This window comes from Bacillus arachidis (assembly GCF_030285945.1).
GTDB classification, from domain to species: Bacteria; Bacillota; Bacilli; order Bacillales; family Bacillaceae_G; genus Bacillus_A; species Bacillus_A arachidis.
Genome location: NZ_CP127376.1, coordinates 3,242,718 through 3,262,346, shown reverse-complemented (window position 1 = coordinate 3,262,346; position 19,629 = coordinate 3,242,718). Strand labels below are relative to the sequence as shown.

The window sequence follows — 19,629 nt, the reverse complement described above, 5'->3', positions numbered from 1 at the left end:
GAATCCGATTTCATTATACTGTAATTAAAGAAGAGGTGAGTGATATGTTAACTCCTGAACGTCATCAGCTAATTTTACAGCTTGTAAGAGAGAAAAAAGTAGTGAAATTACAACAGTTAGTGGAACAAACCGAAAGTTCAGAATCAACAATTCGTCGTGATTTAGCGCAATTAGAAAAAGGGCGTTTATTGAAAAGAGTGCATGGCGGAGCTGCTGTATTAACTGGAAAAGGTGAAGAGCCTACGATGGTTGAAAAATCAGCCAAAAACAGTCAAATAAAAAAGCAAATTGCTAAATATGCTGCGTCTTTTGTAGCAAAAGGTGATTGTATTTATTTAGATGCAGGAAGTACAACGTTTGAAATGATTCCATATTTAACAGATAAAGAAGTTACGGTTGTTACAAATGGCCTTATGCATATTGAAGCACTAGTTGAAAATAATATTCGTGCTTACTTGCTTGGCGGGATGATGAAGAGTCGAACAAAGGCCTTAATTGGTGCAATGGCACAGGAAAGTATGGGGCAATATCGATTTGATAAGTGTTTCCTAGGAGCGAATGGTGTGCATGAACAGCTTGGATATACAACACCGGATCCTGAAGAAGCATCGCTGAAAAAAATGGCGTTAACATTAGCAAATGAAGGTTATTTTTTAATAGATGAAAGTAAATTCGCAGAAGTTGCATTTGCGAAAATTGCAAGTGTTGAAGAGGCAACAATTATTACAAATGCATTAGAAGAAGAACAGGAAGAATATAAACGAAAAACAAACGTAATTGAGGTTGATAAACGATGATTTATACAGTTACTTTAAATCCATCGATTGATTATGTTGTTCAAGCAGAGAATTTCATGCTGGGGACTGTTAATCGAGCAGAAAAAGATATGAAATTTCCTGGTGGGAAAGGGATTAATGTATCCCGTGTGCTTCATCGGCTTGGAATAGATAATACAGCACTTGGGTTTATAGGTGGATTCACCGGCCAATTTATTGAAGGTGTTTTGGAAAATGAAGGTGTTAAAACGAATTTTGTTCATGTAGATGGCGATTCACGTATTAATGTGAAAATAAAGGGACAGGAAGAAACGGAATTGAATGGTCAAGGACCTATTATTACGGATAAACAGCTCGGGCAGTTGATGAACAACATTGAAAATATGCAGGCTGGTGATCATCTTGTATTAGCTGGTAGCATTCCAGCGTCGATTTCTAAAACATTTTATGAAACAATTGCTGCTTTTGGAGCAGAACGTCACATTAACGTCATAGTTGATGCGAGTGGAAATGTGCTTCGGTATGTGATTCGAAATAAGCCGTTTTTAATAAAGCCGAATCATCATGAGCTTGGAGAATTATTTGGAGAAGCGCTTTCAACTGTAGAAGAAATTATTCCATATGGCAGAAAGTTAATTGAGCAAGGTGTACAGAACGTAATTGTCTCTATGGCAGGAGATGGGGCTTTGTTATTTACAAGTGAAGGAGTATATGAGGCAACTGTGCCAAAAGGAACAGTTATCAATTCTGTTGGAGCAGGAGATTCTCTTGTTGCGGGTTTTGTGGGGATATATGAAAAAACGAAAGATGTTGAGGAAGCATTTCGTTATGGTGTCGCAACAGGGAGTGCAACAGCTTTTTCGGCTGATTTATGTACGAAAGATAAAGTAGAAGAGTTATTATCGCAAGTAATGATTACAAAGCGATAGGGGGAACAGAGTATGAAAATTACAGAACTTTTAAAAAGGGATACCGTTATCATGGATTTGACAGCTTCAGAAAAAGAAGCTGTCATCGATGAATTAGTAGAGAAATTAGAAAAGGCAGGAAGATTAAATAGCCAAGCTGAATTTAAAGAGGCTATTTTAAAGCGTGAAATGCAAAGTACAACGGGGATTGGTGAAGGGATTGCTATTCCGCATGCAAAAACAAAAGCGGTCAAACAACCAGCTATTTGTTTTGGGCGTAGTGTAAGCGGTGTCAATTATGAATCGCTTGATGGACAACCAGCTCATTTATTCTTTATGATTGCGGCTAGTGAAGGAGCGAACAATACACATTTAGAAACGCTATCACGCTTATCTACGCTATTAATGGATGAGGAGTTCCGTAAACAATTGTTAGAAGCAAAAAGTGAAGAGGAGCTTCTGCACTTGTTCGATGAAAAAGAAAATGCAAACGAACAAGAAGATGAACTTAGTGAAGTAATAAAGCCCGAAGGAAATGAACCATATATATTAGCGGTAACAGCTTGTCCGACTGGTATTGCTCACACATATATGGCCGCAGATAGTCTAAAGGCGAAAGCAGCGGAGTTAGGAATTGCGATTAAAGTCGAAACAAACGGTTCTACTGGCGTGAAAAATGGGTTAACGAAGGAAGATATTGAACGTGCAACAGCTATTATTGTTGCGGCAGATAAGCAAGTAGAAATGAATCGCTTTGCTGGAAAGCATGTTATTCAAGTCCCGGTTGCAGATGGTATTCGGAAATCAGAGCAGTTAATTAATCGAGCGGTAAATCAAGATGCTCCAATTTTTAAAGGTGGAAAAGAAAGTAGAGAAGTAGATAGTGGAGAAAAAGAAAATGGATTGGGCATATATAAGCATTTGATGAGCGGTGTGAGTAATATGTTACCGTTTGTAGTTGGAGGCGGAATCTTAATTGCACTTGCTTTTGCTTTCGGAGGAATTCAAGCGGAAGGTCCAATTGCAGAGACTCTCATGACAATCGGTGGAGGAAAGATGGGAGCGTTCGCATTTCTTGTTCCGGTGTTAGCTGGATTTATCGCAAGTTCTATTGCTGATCGTCCAGGATTTATGCCTGGTCTTGTCGGTGGTTTTTTGGCAGCACAAGCAAATGCAGGATTTTTAGGTGGATTAATTGCTGGTTTCTTAGCTGGTTATATTGTACTTGGATTAAAGAAAGTATTAGCAGGTTTGCCAGCTCAATTAGAAGGAATTAAACCTGTTTTGTTATATCCTGTACTTGGTTTGTTACTTACAGGGGTATTAATGTTGAAAGTTGTAAATCCTCCTGTTGTTGCTTTAAATGAGACGTTAACGAGTTGGTTAAATAGTTTAGGTGGTGCAAATGCTATAGTATTAGGTCTCATTTTAGGTGGGATGATGGCTGTGGACATGGGTGGCCCTATTAATAAAGCAGCATTTACATTTGGAATTGCTGCAATTGAAGCTGGGAATTTTGGTGTGCATTCAGCTGTTATGGCTGGTGGAATGGTACCTCCGCTTGCAATTGCTTTTGCAACGACATTTTTTAAAACAAAATTTACAGAAGCAGAACGCAAATCAGGTCTTACAAACTATATTATGGGAGCGTCATTTATTACGGAAGGGGCGATCCCGTTTGCAGCAGCTGATCCAATCCGTGTAATTGTAAGTTGTGTTGTTGGGTCAAGTCTTGCTGGTGCATTATCGATGCTATTTGGAATTACATTGCCAGCCCCGCACGGTGGAATATTCGTCATTTTATTAGTAAATAAACCAGTTCTATATATTCTTTCTATATTAATAGGCTCTGTAGTATCAGCTTTGATGCTAGGGATATGGAAAAAGAAAATTTCATAAAAACTCCAAAAGGACAGTTACTCTACTAGGTAGCTGTCCTTTTGGAGTTTTAGATTCGGTTATATATGTAAAATACAACAGATGTATTACGTAAAAAGACATAATGTAACTAAAAGTTGTAATGTTTCGATGTTTTTTGTAACAAGAGGGTAACATTATTACTTTTATTGCAAAAAAATATGACCTTTTGAAAGAGAAAAAACGATTGAAACTCTTGAAAATACATATAGAATACAGCATTCTTTCATTCTATTTTATATTACAAAGCATTAATGATTGATTACGAATCGTTTGTAATTATGTGATATCCTAAATCTCTTAAAAAACTGTTGCTATAATGAGGACACAAAAACAAAGCAAATGGAGGCTATTCATGAAAAAATTAATTGGTATAGCAGCGGCAGCGTTTTTTGGTCTTGGGATTTTCACTACTTCTGCACAAGCAGAAACTGTTGTAACAACAGAGGTATTAAATGTACGCGAGAACCCAACTACTGAATCACAAGTTGTAGGGAAATTATTAAATGGTCATAAATTAGATGTTACAAATACAGAAAACGGATGGTCAAAAATCAAATTAGACGGTAAAGACGTATTCGTAAGCGCAGAATTTACAAAAAGCATCTACTACGTAACAGCAAATGTATTAAACGTACGTGCTGAAGCGAGCACAAACTCAGAAATTCTTGGTACACTGAAGAAAGACGATATGATTGAAACAACGAACCAAGTACAAAATGGGTGGTTACAATTCGAATATAATGGGAAAACGGCTTACGTTCATGTTCCTTTCTTAACAGGTACAGCACCTGTTATTGAAAAACAAGAAACGCCAGTACCTGCAAAAGCAGAAGCGCCTGCAAAAGTTACAGCACCTGCAAAAGCAGAGGCAAAAGTAGAAGTGCCTGCAAAAGCAGAGGCAAAGGCACCAGTAGCACAAGCAAAACCTGCTACTCAAGTGAAAGCAGCAGAAACAAACGCTCCTTCTGGTGGTCGTGAACTAACAGTTGTAGCGTCAGCATATACAGCTCATCCGAGCGAAAATGGCGGCACATATGGTGGTCGAGTATTAACTGCAATGGGTCATGACCTAACAGCGAATCCAAACATGAAGATGATCGCTGTTGACCCGAAAGTAATTCCGCTAGGATCAAAAGTATGGGTAGAAGGATATGGAGAAGCAATCGCTGGTGACACTGGCGGTGCGATTAAAGGTAACCGTATCGACGTTCTAGTTGGCTCTGATTCAGCTGCCGACAAATGGGGACGTAAAACTGTAAAAGTGAAAATTTTAAAATAATGCTATTGTTGATAAAAAGATAAATCCAGTTTTCAAATATTGAGTGCTGGTCTTTGAGGCTGTTAGGAATTTCCTAACAGCTATTTTTGTGAGTTTAAAATTATTAAAATGGATACACAGTTCGGCCTGTAATAATCTTATAGGCACTGCAAAATTGAGTTTGTGCATATTGTTTAGTTGGTTCATCTAAAGTTTGATTGTTGGATAATGTATGAAAGGAACGTAGTAAACAATTTAAAGCGAAATATAATTCTTCTTGTGAGCAGTTTTTTTCTTTTACTGCTGTTGCCAAAATGAGTTCTTCCGTTAATGTTGAGAAATTAATGGTAGCTTGTCCGATTTGCATTGTATCCTCTCCAATCCTATTTTTTATCATGTATATGTACCATTGGACAAACTATGTCAATTTTATCTCGCTATTTGGGTAGTAACACCCTAACCATAAGGTTCAAAGAGAAGGGAGGGAAAATTTTTCTATTTATTAGGAGTAATAATCAGTAGGGGAAGCAGATGGTCCTGTTGGTTAATACTGTATCGTGCCTATTTTTTGAATTTCATTTACCGTATTGAAAGAACTTGCATTATGACTATTAAAATTGGTAAGATTGGGTATAATGATCAGATGGATAAGATTACATAAAGAGAGTTGAAGTATATGGGAGAAATGCAGCGCGAAAAAGTTGCTGTTATCATCGGACCAACTGCGGTAGGAAAGACAAAATTAAGCATTGATCTTGCAAAAGCGTTAAATGGTGAAATCATTAGTGGAGACTCGATGCAAATTTATCGTAAGATGGATATCGGGACAGCTAAAGTAACAACAGAAGAAATGGAAGGAATTCCGCATTACATGATCGATATTAGAAATCCAGAAGATTCATTTTCTGTGGCGGAATTTCAAGAGCTTGTTAGAGGGCATATTCGAGAAATTACGAAACGTGGAAAACTACCCATTATTGTTGGTGGTACCGGTCTTTATATACAATCAGTTTTATATGACTATCAGTTTACAGATGAAGCTGGAGACCTTGTATATCGAGAGAAACTGGAGAAATTAGCGATAGAAAATGGTGTAGAATATATACATAAGAAACTGCAAGAGGTAGATCCAGAAAGTGCGAATCGTATTCATGCGAATAATGTAAGACGTGTCATTCGTGCTCTAGAGATTTTTCATACGACAGGGCAGAAGATGAGTGATCAACTTGAAAAACAAGAAAATGAGTTGTTATATGATGTTTCATTAATTGGCTTGACTATGAATCGTGAAATGTTATATGATCGCATCAACTTACGTGTTGATCTTATGGTGGAACAAGGGTTGGTACAAGAGGTAAATGCTTTGTATGAAAACGGAGTTCGAGACTGCCAATCTATTCAGGCGATTGGTTATAAAGAATTATATAATTATTTCGAAGGGCATGTTTCGCTAGAAGAAGCAATAATGCAATTAAAAACAAATTCACGTCGCTATGCAAAACGTCAACTAACATGGTTCCGTAATAAAATGGATGTTACATGGTTTGATGTGACCGACGGTGAAAAAACAACAGAAATTTTACGGTACATAGAAGGAAAGCTGCAACTAAAGTCGAATAATAAGTAAGTAGAGAAAAAGAGGAGGATTCGACATGAAGCAATCAATCAATATTCAAGATCAGTTTTTAAATCAACTCCGTAAAGAAAATACGTTTGTGACGCTGTACTTATTAAATGGTTTCCAGCTTCGTGGACTGATTAAAGGTTTTGATAACTTTACAGTTTTATTGGAAACAGAAGGTAAGCAACAGCTTATTTATAAACATGCTATTTCTACATTTGTTCCACAAAAAAACGTTTCAATTGAATTAGAGTAGAAAAATGTACATAGTAAAAAGAGCGAGAAATTCGCTCTTTTTTATTTATATATTTTAGAAATCCTTTAATAAATACGGAAGATAGAGAGGATGACAGTAGTGTCACCTGTCTCAGGAATGGTAATTGTATTAGTAGTAGATTGGATAGTAATCGTAGTTTTGGCTTTTAAAGTTTCAATTGTTAAAAATGTAATGGAACTTCCAATTGCGTTTGCTGAAAAGTTATCTGAAGGTATGTTGCCATTAATGGAAATGCCAAAGCCAAAAGGAGCTGATCCTGAAAATAATGTTGAAGCTGAAAAGTCAATGATATAAACACCATCTTCAAGAATTGTGATTGTATCTGTTGTATTGAAATGTATGTTATTTATGTTTGATGTAAGGTTAAACTGTATGTTTTGGTTGGGTTCTATAATTTGTGGAAGTGTATTTTTTAGTACAGCTGTAGTTACTGGAAAGTTAAACCCTTGAGGCCCTCGTTCGCCCTGAAGTCCTTGCTCTCCTTGAATGCCTTGCTCACCCTGAGGTCCTTGTTCGCCCTGAAGTCCTTGCTCACCCCGAGGCCCTTGTTCACCCTGAGGCCCTTGCTCGCCTTGAGGTCCTTGCTCACCCCGAGGCCCTTGCTCACCCTGAGGCCCTTGTTCACCCTGAGGCCCTTGTTCGCCTTGAATACCTTGTTTGCCTTGAAGTCCTTGCTCGCCCCGAGGTCCTTGCTCGCCTTGAGGCCCTTGCTCGCCTTGAGGCCCTTGCTCGCCTTGAAGCCCTTGCTCACCCTGAGGCCCTTGCTCGCCTTGAGGTCCTTGCTCACCCTGAGGCCCTTGCTCGCCTTGAGGTCCTTGTTCGCCTTGAGGCCCTTGTTCGCCTTGAAGCCCTTGCTCACCCTGAGGTCCTTGCGCACCTTGAGGTCCTTGTTCGCCTTGAGGCCCTTGCTCACCTTGAGGTCCTTGTTCGCCTTGAGGCCCTTGTTCGCCTTGAGGCCCTTGCTCGCCTTGAAGTCCTTGTTCGCCTTGAGGCCCTTGTTCGCCCTGAGGTCCTTGCTCACCTTGAGGTCCTTGTTCGCCTTGGGGTCCTTGTTCGCCTTGAGGCCCTTGCTCGCCTTGAAGCCCTTGCTCACCCTGAGGTCCTTGCTCACCTTGAGGTCCTTGTTCGCCTTGAGGCCCTTGTTCGCCTTGAGGTCCTTGCTCGCCTTGAGGCCCTTGCTCGCCTTGAAGTCCTTGTTCGCCTTGAGGCCCTTGCTCACCTTGAGGTCCTTGTTCGCCCTGAGGTCCTTGTTCGCCCTGAGGTCCTTGCTCACCTTGAGGTCCTTGTTCGCCTTGAGGCCCTTGCTCGCCCTGAGGTCCTTGTTCGCCTCGAAGCCCTTGCTCACCCTGAGGTCCTTGCGCACCTTGAGGTCCTTGTTCGCCTTGAGGCCCTTGCTCGCCTTGAGGCCCTTGCTCGCCCCGAGGCCCTTGTTCGCCCTGAAGCCCTTGCTCACCCTGAGGCCCTTGCTCACCCTGAGGCCCTTGCTCTCCTTGAAGCCCTTGCTCGCCCCGAGGCCCTTGCTCACCCTGAGGCCCTTGTTCGCCCTGAGGCCCTTGCTCACCCTGAGGCCCTTGCTCACCCTGAGGCCCTTGCTCTCCTTGAAGCCCTTGTTCGCCCCGAGGCCCTTGTTCGCCCTGAGGCCCTTGTTCGCCCTGAGGCCCTTGCTCACCTTGAGGCCCTTGCTCACCCTGATAACCTTTCTCGCCTTGAGGTCCTTGCTCGCCATGATAACCTTTCTCGCCTTGAGGTCCTTGTTCGCCCCGACGTCCTTGCTCTCCTTGAGGTCCCGTCATTCTAATTGATGCAATTTGTAGTAAGGTAATTTGTAATTCTTCGATTCGTCCAAGGAGTCCTTTCAGTGCAAGACGGTTGACTCTAAATAATTTAGTAATGTACAGTAAAAAGTTTAGTAAGTTTTGTAATTCAATATATGTTGCATTTGCTACAAATGGTTGATTATCCAAAATCGTAATTAAATTTTCGACAATTGCAATGCCAGTTTCTCGTTGCGCAAGTGATAAGTTTAAGCGTTTTAGGAACCCATTTATTATTTCTAATAGGTTCATAAGTTCTGTTATGTTAGATGGTGTTGGGTTAGAAAATACAGTTGGAATAATATCAGTTAAGCCACTTAAGGTATCAGAAAAAAGTTTCATGTATAGTTCGGGGATAGGAGTATAATGGACTGCTGGGGTACGACGAGGTTGTGTTGGAAAATAAGGTTTTGAAACTTTTTTCGGATTCTCATTAAAGTAAGACATTAAAATGCTCCTTTCTAAGTAAGGTGGTAAAAACCTATCATAGTAGATGCGAGTTGGGTATAAAAAGGAATAGGAAAACGGGCTGTTTATATAAAAAATAGCAAAAACGCCTATTTATGAGGCGTTTTCTTTTTGTCTTACATATTGATAATACCTTTTTAAGGAAATTTTTGATTTAAAACCAATGCGTTTCATTATTTCTTGTTCTGGGATGTGTTGTTCAATTAATCGTAAAATAAAGGTGTTTCGAAAATGCTGGCTGGAAATTCCTTTGCGTAAATTTGCCCTAGCTACCTCAAGGCGAATCATTTTTTGGACTGCTATTTCTGTTAGTGCTTTTGGTGCATCGTTTTCGTACACCCACCGATATGTGTTGCGATTGAAATCGAATGCCACAAATAGGGGATCATCACTATGGTATTTTGGGCGAACTGGTTCAGGGATTTTTTTATAATAGTTATATAGTTGTTGTTTGTCATCGTGAGTTAAATTAATGGTTCTTTCAATACCTGCTACAGCTGGAATAGAAATTGTATTCGTTTCAAAATGAACGTGATGCATATTTAATGACACCAATTCTTGGAGGGATAAGCCGTAGTCAATGAGTAAGTTAACGATAGAAATATTACGATCCATTAATAAGGGTCGGACAGGGCGTTGCTTCTCTGATAACCCTTCTAATGAAGTGAGGGTATGTTTTAAACGTTTTTCGTCTTCTTTTGAAATGAAATCTTCATCACGTAACGCGCGATTCGGTTGGATGATGAGTTCCATATCCTTTAATGGGTTTGGGAGGTTTAAAAACTGATATAGTCTATTTAAGACAATAAATACACGGTGCATTGTTTTTTCAGAGTAATTTCGTTTCTGTTTTAAGTCGGAAAAATAATCTTCGTAGTCTTTTGTACAAAGTGTAGCCCATATATTACTAGAGGGAAGTTTTTTATTTTTTCCTAACCAATGACCGAAATCTTCAATATCATAGACATAACGTTTAATGGTTGAAGGTTTTCGACCTTTATTTAATAAAAAGGCAGAAAAAGCTTGTACTGTATCATGAAGTTCCTTTGTTTCCATATTCCCACCACCCTTTTTTCTTATATTATAGCAAATTTTTCTGAAAATAGTTATTTATTGGGGGAGTGGAAATATTAATAATATTATTTGGTGAGTCGATAAAAAGAGGTGATTGTATGGAACAATCGATGCGAAAAAAAAATAATAATCAAATTAATATCGTGTTAAATCACCGGAAAAAAATTTCAGTACCTGCTTCAGAAAAAAAAATGGTAATTTCAAGTGAAACGTCTACGCAGCATGAGATGCTACAGCGGATTGATGAGGAAATGGGTAAGCTTGTTGGGATGGAAGATATAAAAAAAATAATAAAAGAAATTTATGCATGGATTTATGTGAATAAAAAAAGGCAAGAAATCGGCTTGAAGTCAGAAAAACAAGTGCTTCATATGTTGTTTAAAGGGAATCCGGGAACGGGGAAAACAACTGTTGCAAGAATGATTGGGAAATTATTATTTGAGATGAACATTTTATCAAAAGGGCATTTAGTCGAAGCGGAACGTGCGGATCTTGTTGGAGAGTATATTGGGCATACAGCACAAAAAACAAGAGATTTAATTAAAAAAGCCATGGGTGGAATATTGTTCATTGATGAAGCGTACTCGCTTGCGCGTGGTGGAGAGAAAGACTTTGGAAAAGAAGCGATTGATACGCTTGTCAAACATATGGAAGATAAGCAACATGGATTTGTTTTGATTCTAGCGGGATATTCAAGAGAGATGAATCATTTTCTTTCTTTAAATCCCGGCTTGCAATCGCGCTTTCCATTTATTATTGAGTTTGCGGATTATACAGTGAATCAGTTGCTCGAAATTGGTAAGAGAATGTATGATGAACGAGAATATCAGTTATCAAAAGAGGCGGAGTGGAAATTCCGTGATCATTTACATGCGGTGAAATATTCATCACAAATTACATCATTTAGTAATGGGCGCTATGTCCGGAATATTGTTGAGAAATCCATTCGTACACAGGCGATGCGATTATTGCAAGAGGATGCATACGATAAGTATGATTTAATGGGAATATCAAGTGGCGATTTAACGCTTGAAGAAGAGACGCACAGTTCATAAACTGTGCGTTTGCTTTATGAAGGTAAGTGTAATACGTCAGGTGCTATTTTGTGTTTTTTGTTTTTGCTCGTTGTTCTAGTTTGCTTTTTGGACTTGTATCAGCTACATCTGATGCAAGTCCTTGTGGATTAACGCTACTGCTTTGTCCGCGATTACGGTTATTATTTCCTTTTGCCATTTCTTGTCACCTCTATTCTTCTTTAGCTTTTTGTTGATATGCCCTATGATATCGTTCCATTTTTTCACTTTTTTCATGGGCTGATTTTGGATCGAAGTTAATTTGGTTGACTGAGCTTTTTTGAGCTCCTTTGTTTACGTGATTTGTCATTATGTTCACCTCTCTTTAAAATTTAGTATGGACACTATGGACAGAAAAACACGTCAGAAAAGAAAAAACCCTTTACGATATGTAAAGGGGTGAAGTTGCTATTTATGAAGAGAACGCTCCTTATTATCTAAGCGTTTGTGTGGTAAATGCCATTTGTAATGAATAGAGATCATACGGAAGCAAACAATTAAAATGAATAAAATGTACAATGCCCAATCGCTAACAACGATTTTGGCACCGATTAAAACCCCTGCTAAAATCGTCCAAAATGCATACACTTCGGAGCGAAGAACAAGAGGTTTACGGCGTGCTAGTAAATCACGAATGATACCGCCACCAATTCCTGTTAATACAGATGCAACAATTGTAGCACTAATAGGTAAGTTGAGCTTTTGTGCATAAAGCGCTCCTTGTACAGCGAATGCCGATAAGCCAATGGCATCTGTAATGTTCTCCCAACGTTTCCAGTGTGTAATTAATTTATTTGGAAATAGAAAGATAATCGTCATTGATAAGAGTGCAATTTGAAATAACATATCTTGTTGCCAAAAAGCGCCGATTGGATAACCAATTAATAAATTACGAAGGGCGCCTCCCCCAAAAGCAGTTGCCATTCCTAAAATATATACCCCGAAAATATCGTAATCTTCTTCCATTGCGACAATAGCTCCGCTGAGTGCGAAGGCAATTGTGCCAATGATGCTAAAAATTTCCCATGCCATGAATTTTCTCCCTCGCTAACTAGATGAAATGTGCTTCCTCTGCTATTATATTAGAAGGTTTAAATTTCGAAAAGGATGAGTGAACATATTTGATGGAAGAAAAAGAAAAAGTCATATTAGTTGGCTGCCAATTGCCTCAAGATGATGATGAACGGTTTATGCATTCCATGAAAGAGCTTGCGTCGCTTGCGAAGACAGCTCGTGCGGAAGTTTTAGTATCTACAACACAAAAACGTCCGAAATTTCATCCTGCAACATACATAGGTAAAGGGAAATTAGAAGAACTTGCAGCGCTGACAGAAGAACTGGAACCAGCTGTTATTATATTTAATAATGAGTTAACACCGAGTCAAATTCGCAATTTATCCTCTGTTTTAGATGCAAGAGTAATTGATCGCACACAACTGATATTGGATATTTTTGCTCAGCGTGCGAAATCAAAAGAAGGTAAGCTTCAAGTAGAATTAGCTCAGTTGCAATATACAATGCCGCGTCTTATGGGGCAGGGACTAGCACTATCGCGTCTTGGGGGCGGGATTGGTACGAGAGGTCCTGGTGAAACGAAGTTAGAAACAGATCGTCGGCATATTCGCTCTCGTATTGATGAAATTAAGAAACAGCTAGCGGTTGTTGTGGAGCACCGAAAAAGGTATCGTGAGCGCCGAAAGGATAATCATGTATTTCAAGTTGCATTGATTGGTTATACAAATGCTGGCAAATCAACGTTGTTTAACAGATTAACAGAAGCTGATACATTTGAAGAAAACCTGCTATTTGCGACGTTAGATCCAACGACAAGAAAGATGCAATTGCCTTGTGGGTATACTGTATTGCTAACTGATACGGTAGGTTTTATTCAGGATTTACCGACGTCATTAGTTGCTGCGTTTCGCTCTACATTGGAAGAAGCAGGTGAAGCGAATGTAATCTTGCATGTCGTTGATTCTGCAGATCCCAATTATGTAGGTCATGAACAGACAGTGAAGCAATTACTACAAGACCTTGAAATTAATCATATTCCAATTATTACGGTTTACAACAAGAAGGATCAATTACATCAAAATTTCATCCCGTTTCCAAAAAGTGAGTTTCTTATGACAAGTGCTTTTGAAAAAACGGATTTATTACACTTGAAAGAATCGGTAGAGATGAAGATGATGGAAGAAATGGAAACGTATAAGGTTATGATTCCTCCAAGCGAGGGTAGATTGCTAACACTTTTAAAAACAGAAACGGTATTAACTGGGATGGAATTCAAAGAGGATGAATTCTTGTATGAGTGTACAGGTTATATATTTGTTCATTCAACATTGAATGGACAATTAAAGAGATTTTTAGTGCAAAAAGGAGAAGAGAATAGAAATGTTTGATCGTCTAAAAAATGGAGAAAGAATTGCTCCTATCGTAAAAGAAGTAGAAAGTCAAATTACAGATATACATAAACGCGTGGATGAGGTGATTGAGAGTAATCAATTCCGTGTATTAGAAAGTTTTCGTGAGCATAAAATTAGTGATTCGCACTTTATCCCAACAACAGGATATGGTTATGATGACATCGGTCGTGATACATTAGAAAAAGTGTATGCTGATGTATTTGGGGCGGAAGCAGGTCTTGTTCGCCCGCAAATTATTTCGGGTACACATGCGATTTCAACAGCTTTATTTGGTATATTACGTCCGGATGATGAGTTATTATATATAACAGGGAAACCGTATGACACGCTTGAAGAAATTGTTGGCGTACGTGGTAAAGGTGTTGGTTCTTTCAAAGAATATAACATTGGTTACAGTGCGATTCCGTTAACAGTTGAGGGGCGTGTTGATTTTAAAGCTGTAGAAGCGGCTATTCATGAAAAGACAAAAATGATTGGGATTCAGCGTTCAAAAGGTTATGCGACTCGTCCTTCATTTACCGTTGCGGAAATTAAAGAGATGATTTCATTTGTAAAGGAAATTAAGCCAGATGTTGTTGTGTTTGTAGACAATTGTTATGGAGAGTTTGTGGAAGAGTTAGAGCCGTGTCATGTTGGTGCGGATTTGATGGCGGGATCTCTTATTAAAAATCCGGGCGGTGGAATTGTAAAAACAGGTGGATATATTGTTGGTAAAGAAAAGTATGTAGAAGCTTGTGCATATCGTTTAACATCTCCAGGGATTGGAGCGGAAGCGGGGGCGTCTTTATATAGCTTACAAGAAATGTATCAAGGTTTCTTCTTAGCTCCGCATGTTGCTGGTCAAGCGTTAAAAGGTGCAATTTTTACAGCTGCATTTTTAGAAAAGTTAGGAATGAATACATCACCAACTTGGGATGCTGCAAGAACAGACTTAATTCAGTCTGTTCAATTTGATGACAAAGAGCGTATGATTGCATTTTGCCAAGCGATTCAATATGCATCTCCAATTAATTCACACTTTACACCGTATCCAAACTATATGCCAGGTTATGAAGATGATGTCATCATGGCTGCAGGTACGTTTATTCAAGGTGCAAGTATTGAGTTGTCAGCAGATGGTCCAATTCGTCCTCCGTATGTTGCTTACGTGCAAGGTGGATTAACGTATTCTCATGTGAAGATCGCAATTTGTTCTGCAATTGATGCATTAATTGAAAAAAAACTATTAACAATTTCGTAAGGGAAAGCTGTCGATTTCGACAGCTTTTTTGCATAGAAGAAGGGATTTGTACCATTTTAAAAAAGAATAAAAAAAACATGTAAGAAAAGCTAACATCTATTGACACTAAACATAACATGGTATAAAATGAGAGACAGTTAAGGCGAAGGAGGAACTGAACAATGAAAGAAGATAGACGTTCTGCCCCGCTGTTTCCTATTGGTATTGTAATGGATTTAACACAACTATCTGCACGTCAAATTCGCTATTATGAAGAGCACAATTTAATTTTTCCAACCCGTACAAAGGGAAATCGTAGATTGTTTTCATTTAACGATGTAGATAAGTTGTTAGAAATTAAAGATTTGTTAGATCAAGGCTTAAATATGGCTGGTATTAAACAAGTGTTACAAATGAAAGAAAATCAAACAGAAGCAGTGCAAACAAAAGGAGAAACGAAAGAAATTTCAAAATCCGAGCTTCGTAAAATTCTTCGAGATGAACTGCAACATACAGGCAGATTTAATCGAACTTCATTACGACAAGGTGATATTTCAAGGTTTTTTCACTAGAAATGACTGATTCTGAAGGTGTTTAGAGGGACTAAGGAGGAATTTATAATGGCAAGGTACACTAGAGAAGATATTTTCCGTTTAGCGAAAGAAGAGAATGTAAAGTATATCCGTTTACAATTTACGGATCTTTTAGGAAGTATTAAAAACGTAGAGATTCCAGTTAGTCAGTTAACAAAAGCTCTAGATAACAAAATGATGTTTGATGGATCTTCTATTGAAGGATTTGTTCGTATTGAAGAATCGGATATGTACTTGTATCCGGACTTAGATACTTGGGTAATCTTCCCTTGGACTGCTGAAAAAGGTAAAGTAGCCCGCTTAATTTGCGACATCTACAATGCTGATGGCACTCCATTTGAAGGTGACCCACGTAATAACTTAAAACGTATGTTGAAAGAAATGGAAGCACTAGGATTTACTGAATTCAATCTTGGACCAGAACCAGAATTCTTCTTATTCAAAGTTGATGAAAAAGGAAATCCAACATTAGAACTAAACGATAATGGTGGATACTTCGACCTTGCGCCGATGGATCTAGGGGAAAACTGTCGTCGTGATATCGTTCTTGAACTTGAAGAAATGGGCTTTGAAATTGAAGCATCTCACCATGAAGTTGCACCAGGACAACACGAAATTGATTTCAAATATGCGAATGCACTTCGTTCATGTGACGATATTCAAACATTCAAACTTGTTGTAAAAACAATCGCACGTAAACATGGTTTACATGCAACGTTTATGCCAAAACCATTATTCGGAGTGAACGGTTCTGGTATGCATTGTAACTTGTCATTATTTAAAAATGGAGAAAACATATTCTACGACCAAAATGGTGACTTACAATTAAGTGATGATGCGCGCCACTTTATCGCAGGTATTTTAAAACACGCGCCAGCATTTACAGCAGTAGCTAACCCAACTGTAAACTCTTACAAACGTTTAGTACCTGGATATGAAGCGCCTTGTTACGTAGCATGGTCTGCACAAAACCGTAGTCCGTTAGTACGTATCCCAGCATCTCGTGGCATAAGTACACGTGTAGAAGTGCGTAGTGTCGATCCAGCTGCAAACCCATATTTAGTAATGGCAACATTATTAGCAGCAGGTCTTGACGGAATTAAAAATAAATTAACTCCGCCAGCTGCAGTAGATCGTAACATCTATGTAATGACTAAAGAAGAACGTGAAGAAGCAGGTATCGTTGATTTACCAGCAACATTAGCACAAGCGTTAGTTAAATTACAATCTAACGAAGTTGTATGTGGTGCATTAGGTGAACATTTACTTGAGCACTTCATTGAAGCGAAAGAAATTGAGTGGGATATGTTCCGCACACAAGTTCACCAATGGGAACGCGATCAATATATGTCTCTTTATTAAGAGTTTTGAAGCCTTGATACTTAGGTATCGGGGTCTTTTTTTCTTTCGGGCAATTTTATTGAGCGGTTGTTTGTTTTATCAACTGCCCGATAACTGCCCGGGTTTAATTAAAAAAATTATTCAAGGACATTTCTCATGTGTTCCTCGAATTTATTCATAGCTTCTTTATCTAATTTTTTACTGATGTGTGAATAAACATCAGATGTAATTTGCATACTACCATGTCCAAGACGTTCTTGTAAATATTTCATGCTGACACCAGCTTCAAGTTGAAGTACTGCGTGTGTATGCCTCAATGAATGGATTGGTAATGGTGGCAGATTCGCTTTCTTTAAAATTCTTGAGAATGAATTAAAAAGGCTCGACTTCGGCATATAGTTACCATCATTTCTGCAGAGGACTAAATTTAGATCAAAGTGATAATTATCATTTAAAGCTAGCTTGTTCAGGTTTTGGTATTTCTGATGAAAATGTAGGTCATTTGCAAGACCTTGGCTAATTGTAATAATTCGTTTTGAATTATAATTTTTTGTGTCCCCAAATATCATATTTGGATTCTTAGATGCTTCTTTGAAATCTAATGACTTGTTAATGTTGATAGTTTTTTCTTTTAAATCAATATCGGTCCATTGTAGAGCAGCAGTCTCACCTTTACGCATTCCAGTCTCAATTAATGTTTTATAAAATATCCAGTAAATATAATCGTATTTATAAGCTTCTCGTAAAAAGTCAGCGATGCGTTCTGATTCTATAAACTGTATTTCTGGATTCTGCTTTTTAATTTTTATTTCAACCCCATCACAAGGATTCTTTGTAATCTTTTTTAGAATTATTGCCTTCTTCATAGCGTTATACATAGTTCCATGAACAATTTCAACGGTTCGTCTACTGTAACCTTTTTCAGTTAAATAATTGATAAATTTTTGGTATAGAGTAGGTTTAATATCTTTTAAGAGAATGTTTTTGAAATAAGGAACAATATGATTTTTAACACTGTTTTGGTGTAGTGAAAATGTATTCTTTGCCACGGTTCCTTTTTTATATTCATTCAACCATGTTTCAAGATACGACTTCAAAGATTCATCAGTTGGATTATGACCTTCACGTAGTTGTCTTTCCATTTCCTCAGCAGCTAATTTTGCTTCTGCTTTATTTGTGAATCCTTTTTTTGATTTCTCCCTAGTTTTTCGTGTGATTGGATCTTGATAATAGATACGATATTCCCAAAAGTCTTTAGTGGAACCTTTCTTTTTATACTTATGGAAGGTGGCCATAAGATAACTCCTTTCTGTTTGTTTAAAAAGAGTAGACCGTCGCCTACTCTTCGATGTTAAATTGCTAGCGCTAGAAATTTAATAATTCTTTACTGCTTGTACGACACGACCAATAATTTTTACATCTGCAGTTGAAAGGTCGTAAGTCTGTGGTTCATGAACAGGATCGTTACTCAATGGAATTAAAGTAATGATATTTCCTGATTTCGAAATCTTTTTCACAGTTGCGTCATAGCCATTTACTTTCACGACGGCAATTTGTCCATTTTAATTCTAGTGTAGAAGTTTCTATTCCAGAAAAGCCATCTAAACCAGGCGAACCAATCGCTAATGTGGAAGGCATTGCATATATTGAGGGTTATAATGTAAATCTTCGTAAAGGACCAGGTGCAAGTTATTCTGTTATTAGTCAGTTGAATAAACCAGAATCTTATAAAGTGTGGGGCGAAAAAGATGGTTGGTTAAATCTTGGTGGAAATCAGCGGATTAAATACAATCCTTCTTATGTGAAATTTGAGAAGAAAGAGCCAGTTAATCTGATTGCAGGAAAACGTGTTGTTTCTAAAGTAGACAACTTACGTTTCTATGATTCTCCTTCCTGGGCTGATAGAGATGTTGCAGGAACTGTGGATGAAGGATTAGGATTCCAAATCATTGATAAGGTCTCTGTGAATGGCTCACAACAATATAAAGTGAAAAATAATCGAGGTAATGTGTATTACATTACTGCTAGTTCTTATTATGTAAAAATTAAATAATTAAGTAAAAAAGTGCCGACTCTTAATTGAGTCGGCTTTTTTACTATGTATTAAACTTTAGCATTCATAAGTAACTCTTTTAATTCTTCTGTAGATAATTTGCTTTCTAACTCTTTACTTAAGTCAAGTATAGAAGTTTTATAATCTACTGCTACTTGTAAACTATCAGTCTTCTTTTTTCTGCATTGTCTTTAGAACAAACTACCTTACTAATTAACATAACTGGCAATGCAACTGCTAATAGTTTACGTTTCATAAACATATACCCCGCTGTTATTATTTGTTTTTATTCATTTCTTTTGTTGCCTTGTCTATTAACTCAGCACCCGTTTTTAAGTCTTCCTTAGCGATTTCAACTATGTCTTTATCTTCTTCCTCTAAACCTTTTTGAATGTTTTCTACCCCGTTTTTTATGTAAATCATTGCTTTTCCTACGTTATGTTGTACTTCATAATCATTTGATGATACATAATCTAGTTTTTCTATCTTGTCTACTAATTCAAAATAAGGTTTAGATAATTCTTTTAGCTTAACCGCTTTCTTCTTCATTGACTTTCTACTATCTAGAAGGTCATCTATTTCTTTAGATTGTTCAGAAAAATCTTCAAGTAAGTATGATACGTTCTTTCTATAGTCTTCTTTCTTATTCTGCTCAACTGAAACTTTCATTGCTGCGTCTTCCTTCTTATTCGTTGACTCACAACCAACCCCAGTTAGAATTAACATTGGAATAGCTAAAGATAATAGTTTACGTTTCATTGTTATATGCTCCTTTGTTTGTGATTATTGTTTCTTTTCTTCCAACTCT

At 37.9% G+C, this 19,629-nt stretch carries 20 protein-coding genes and 3 pseudogenes; 12 read left to right on the top strand and 11 right to left on the bottom strand.

What is annotated here, in order from left to right; genetic code table 11:
- The first annotated feature begins 44 nt into the window (after positions 1 to 44).
- From QRY57_RS18360 to QRY57_RS18345, 4 genes are all read left to right on the top strand, one after another.
- Positions 45 to 797, top strand: a complete 753-nt coding sequence (locus QRY57_RS18360) for a DeoR/GlpR family DNA-binding transcription regulator (protein ID WP_286015823.1) — start codon at positions 45 to 47, stop codon at positions 795 to 797.
- Positions 794 to 1,705 carry a 1-phosphofructokinase gene (pfkB, locus tag QRY57_RS18355; protein WP_286015822.1) on the top strand — a complete coding sequence of 304 codons (912 nt, stop codon included), beginning with the start codon at positions 794 to 796 and terminating at the stop codon, positions 1,703 to 1,705. Before QRY57_RS18360 ends, pfkB begins: the two co-directional genes overlap by 4 nt.
- Positions 1,706 to 1,717: 12 nt before the next feature.
- Positions 1,718 to 3,583 carry a PTS fructose transporter subunit IIABC gene (locus QRY57_RS18350; RefSeq protein WP_286015821.1) on the top strand — a complete coding sequence of 622 codons (1,866 nt, stop codon included), beginning with the start codon at positions 1,718 to 1,720 and terminating at the stop codon, positions 3,581 to 3,583.
- A 373-nt stretch (positions 3,584 to 3,956) separates the two neighbouring features.
- The gene (locus tag QRY57_RS18345) at positions 3,957 to 4,883 is read left to right on the top strand and encodes an SH3 domain-containing protein (RefSeq protein ID WP_286015820.1); all 927 of its coding nucleotides are present in this window, start codon (positions 3,957 to 3,959) and stop codon (positions 4,881 to 4,883) included.
- 103 nt (positions 4,884 to 4,986) lie between these two features.
- Here the strand turns inward: QRY57_RS18345 and QRY57_RS18340 are convergent, their stop codons facing one another.
- Positions 4,987 to 5,223, bottom strand: a complete 237-nt coding sequence (locus QRY57_RS18340; RefSeq protein ID WP_026592630.1) for a hypothetical protein — start codon at positions 5,221 to 5,223, stop codon at positions 4,987 to 4,989.
- A 315-nt stretch (positions 5,224 to 5,538) separates the two neighbouring features.
- Between QRY57_RS18340 and miaA the strand changes: the two genes are divergently transcribed.
- A complete protein-coding gene (gene miaA / locus QRY57_RS18335) occupies positions 5,539 to 6,489 on the top strand; it encodes a tRNA (adenosine(37)-N6)-dimethylallyltransferase MiaA (RefSeq protein WP_286015819.1) in 951 nt (316 codons plus the stop codon).
- A gap of 25 nt (positions 6,490 to 6,514) precedes the next feature.
- Positions 6,515 to 6,739, top strand: coding sequence for an RNA chaperone Hfq (gene hfq / locus QRY57_RS18330; RefSeq protein ID WP_000813896.1), 225 nt, complete (start codon positions 6,515 to 6,517; stop codon positions 6,737 to 6,739).
- A 65-nt stretch (positions 6,740 to 6,804) separates the two neighbouring features.
- On the opposite strand, the gene QRY57_RS27220 is transcribed toward hfq, so the two are convergent.
- The 4 genes and pseudogenes from QRY57_RS27220 to QRY57_RS18310 all read right to left on the bottom strand — a co-directional run bounded on the left by QRY57_RS27220 (position 6,805) and on the right by QRY57_RS18310 (position 10,098).
- On the bottom strand, positions 6,805 to 7,152 hold the full coding sequence (locus QRY57_RS27220; RefSeq protein WP_244525337.1) for a Gly-Xaa-Xaa repeat protein: 348 nt from the start codon (positions 7,150 to 7,152) through the stop codon (positions 6,805 to 6,807).
- A gap of 35 nt (positions 7,153 to 7,187) precedes the next feature.
- Positions 7,188 to 8,486, bottom strand: coding sequence for a hypothetical protein (locus tag QRY57_RS18320; RefSeq protein ID WP_286015818.1), 1,299 nt, complete (start codon positions 8,484 to 8,486; stop codon positions 7,188 to 7,190).
- 94 nt (positions 8,487 to 8,580) lie between these two features.
- Positions 8,581 to 8,916: pseudogene (locus tag QRY57_RS18315) on the bottom strand (collagen-like repeat preface domain-containing protein); the annotation flags it as partial.
- Between the two features lie 219 nt (positions 8,917 to 9,135).
- The gene (locus QRY57_RS18310; RefSeq protein WP_026592633.1) at positions 9,136 to 10,098 is read right to left on the bottom strand and encodes a tyrosine-type recombinase/integrase; all 963 of its coding nucleotides are present in this window, start codon (positions 10,096 to 10,098) and stop codon (positions 9,136 to 9,138) included.
- 116 nt (positions 10,099 to 10,214) lie between these two features.
- Between QRY57_RS18310 and spoVK the strand changes: the two genes are divergently transcribed.
- A complete protein-coding gene (gene spoVK, locus QRY57_RS18305) occupies positions 10,215 to 11,171 on the top strand; it encodes a stage V sporulation protein K (protein WP_286015817.1) in 957 nt (318 codons plus the stop codon).
- 43 nt (positions 11,172 to 11,214) lie between these two features.
- On the opposite strand, the gene QRY57_RS18300 is transcribed toward spoVK, so the two are convergent.
- The 3 genes from QRY57_RS18300 to QRY57_RS18290 form a co-directional block, all read right to left on the bottom strand.
- A complete protein-coding gene (locus tag QRY57_RS18300; protein WP_001051869.1) occupies positions 11,215 to 11,349 on the bottom strand; it encodes a hypothetical protein in 135 nt (44 codons plus the stop codon).
- 12 nt (positions 11,350 to 11,361) lie between these two features.
- Positions 11,362 to 11,499 carry a hypothetical protein gene (locus QRY57_RS18295; protein WP_170833591.1) on the bottom strand — a complete coding sequence of 46 codons (138 nt, stop codon included), beginning with the start codon at positions 11,497 to 11,499 and terminating at the stop codon, positions 11,362 to 11,364.
- Between the two features lie 98 nt (positions 11,500 to 11,597).
- A complete protein-coding gene (locus tag QRY57_RS18290; RefSeq protein ID WP_026592635.1) occupies positions 11,598 to 12,221 on the bottom strand; it encodes a trimeric intracellular cation channel family protein in 624 nt (207 codons plus the stop codon).
- Positions 12,222 to 12,313: 92 nt separating this feature from the next.
- On the opposite strand from QRY57_RS18290, the gene hflX reads away from it, so the two are divergent.
- From hflX to glnA, 4 genes are all read left to right on the top strand, one after another.
- Complete coding sequence (hflX, locus tag QRY57_RS18285) at positions 12,314 to 13,591, top strand: GTPase HflX (RefSeq protein WP_208017182.1); 1,278 nt, start codon at positions 12,314 to 12,316, stop codon at positions 13,589 to 13,591.
- Entirely contained in the window at positions 13,584 to 14,855 is a 1,272-nt protein-coding gene (locus QRY57_RS18280; protein WP_286015816.1) for a methionine gamma-lyase family protein, read from the top strand. The genes hflX and QRY57_RS18280 overlap by 8 nt, the downstream gene beginning before the upstream one ends.
- Positions 14,856 to 15,016: 161 nt before the next feature.
- The gene (gene glnR, locus QRY57_RS18275; RefSeq protein WP_000656778.1) at positions 15,017 to 15,406 is read left to right on the top strand and encodes a transcriptional repressor GlnR; all 390 of its coding nucleotides are present in this window, start codon (positions 15,017 to 15,019) and stop codon (positions 15,404 to 15,406) included.
- Between the two features lie 48 nt (positions 15,407 to 15,454).
- Positions 15,455 to 16,789, top strand: a complete 1,335-nt coding sequence (gene glnA, locus QRY57_RS18270; protein WP_026592638.1) for a type I glutamate--ammonia ligase — start codon at positions 15,455 to 15,457, stop codon at positions 16,787 to 16,789.
- 116 nt (positions 16,790 to 16,905) lie between these two features.
- Here glnA and QRY57_RS18265 read toward each other — a convergent pair whose 3' ends face one another.
- Both QRY57_RS18265 and QRY57_RS18260 read right to left on the bottom strand, forming a co-directional pair.
- Entirely contained in the window at positions 16,906 to 18,063 is a 1,158-nt protein-coding gene (locus QRY57_RS18265; RefSeq protein WP_286015815.1) for a site-specific integrase, read from the bottom strand.
- Positions 18,064 to 18,141: 78 nt separating this feature from the next.
- Positions 18,142 to 18,330: pseudogene (locus tag QRY57_RS18260) on the bottom strand (LexA family protein); the annotation flags it as partial.
- On the opposite strand from QRY57_RS18260, the pseudogene QRY57_RS18255 reads away from it, so the two are divergent.
- Positions 18,330 to 18,821, top strand: a pseudogene (locus QRY57_RS18255) (SH3 domain-containing protein); the annotation flags it as partial. The pseudogenes QRY57_RS18260 and QRY57_RS18255 sit on opposite strands and share 1 nt — an antisense overlap.
- Positions 18,822 to 19,097: 276 nt before the next feature.
- Here the strand turns inward: QRY57_RS18255 and QRY57_RS18250 are convergent.
- A complete protein-coding gene (locus tag QRY57_RS18250) occupies positions 19,098 to 19,580 on the bottom strand; it encodes a hypothetical protein (RefSeq protein WP_286015814.1) in 483 nt (160 codons plus the stop codon).
- Positions 19,581 to 19,629 lie beyond the last annotated feature (49 nt).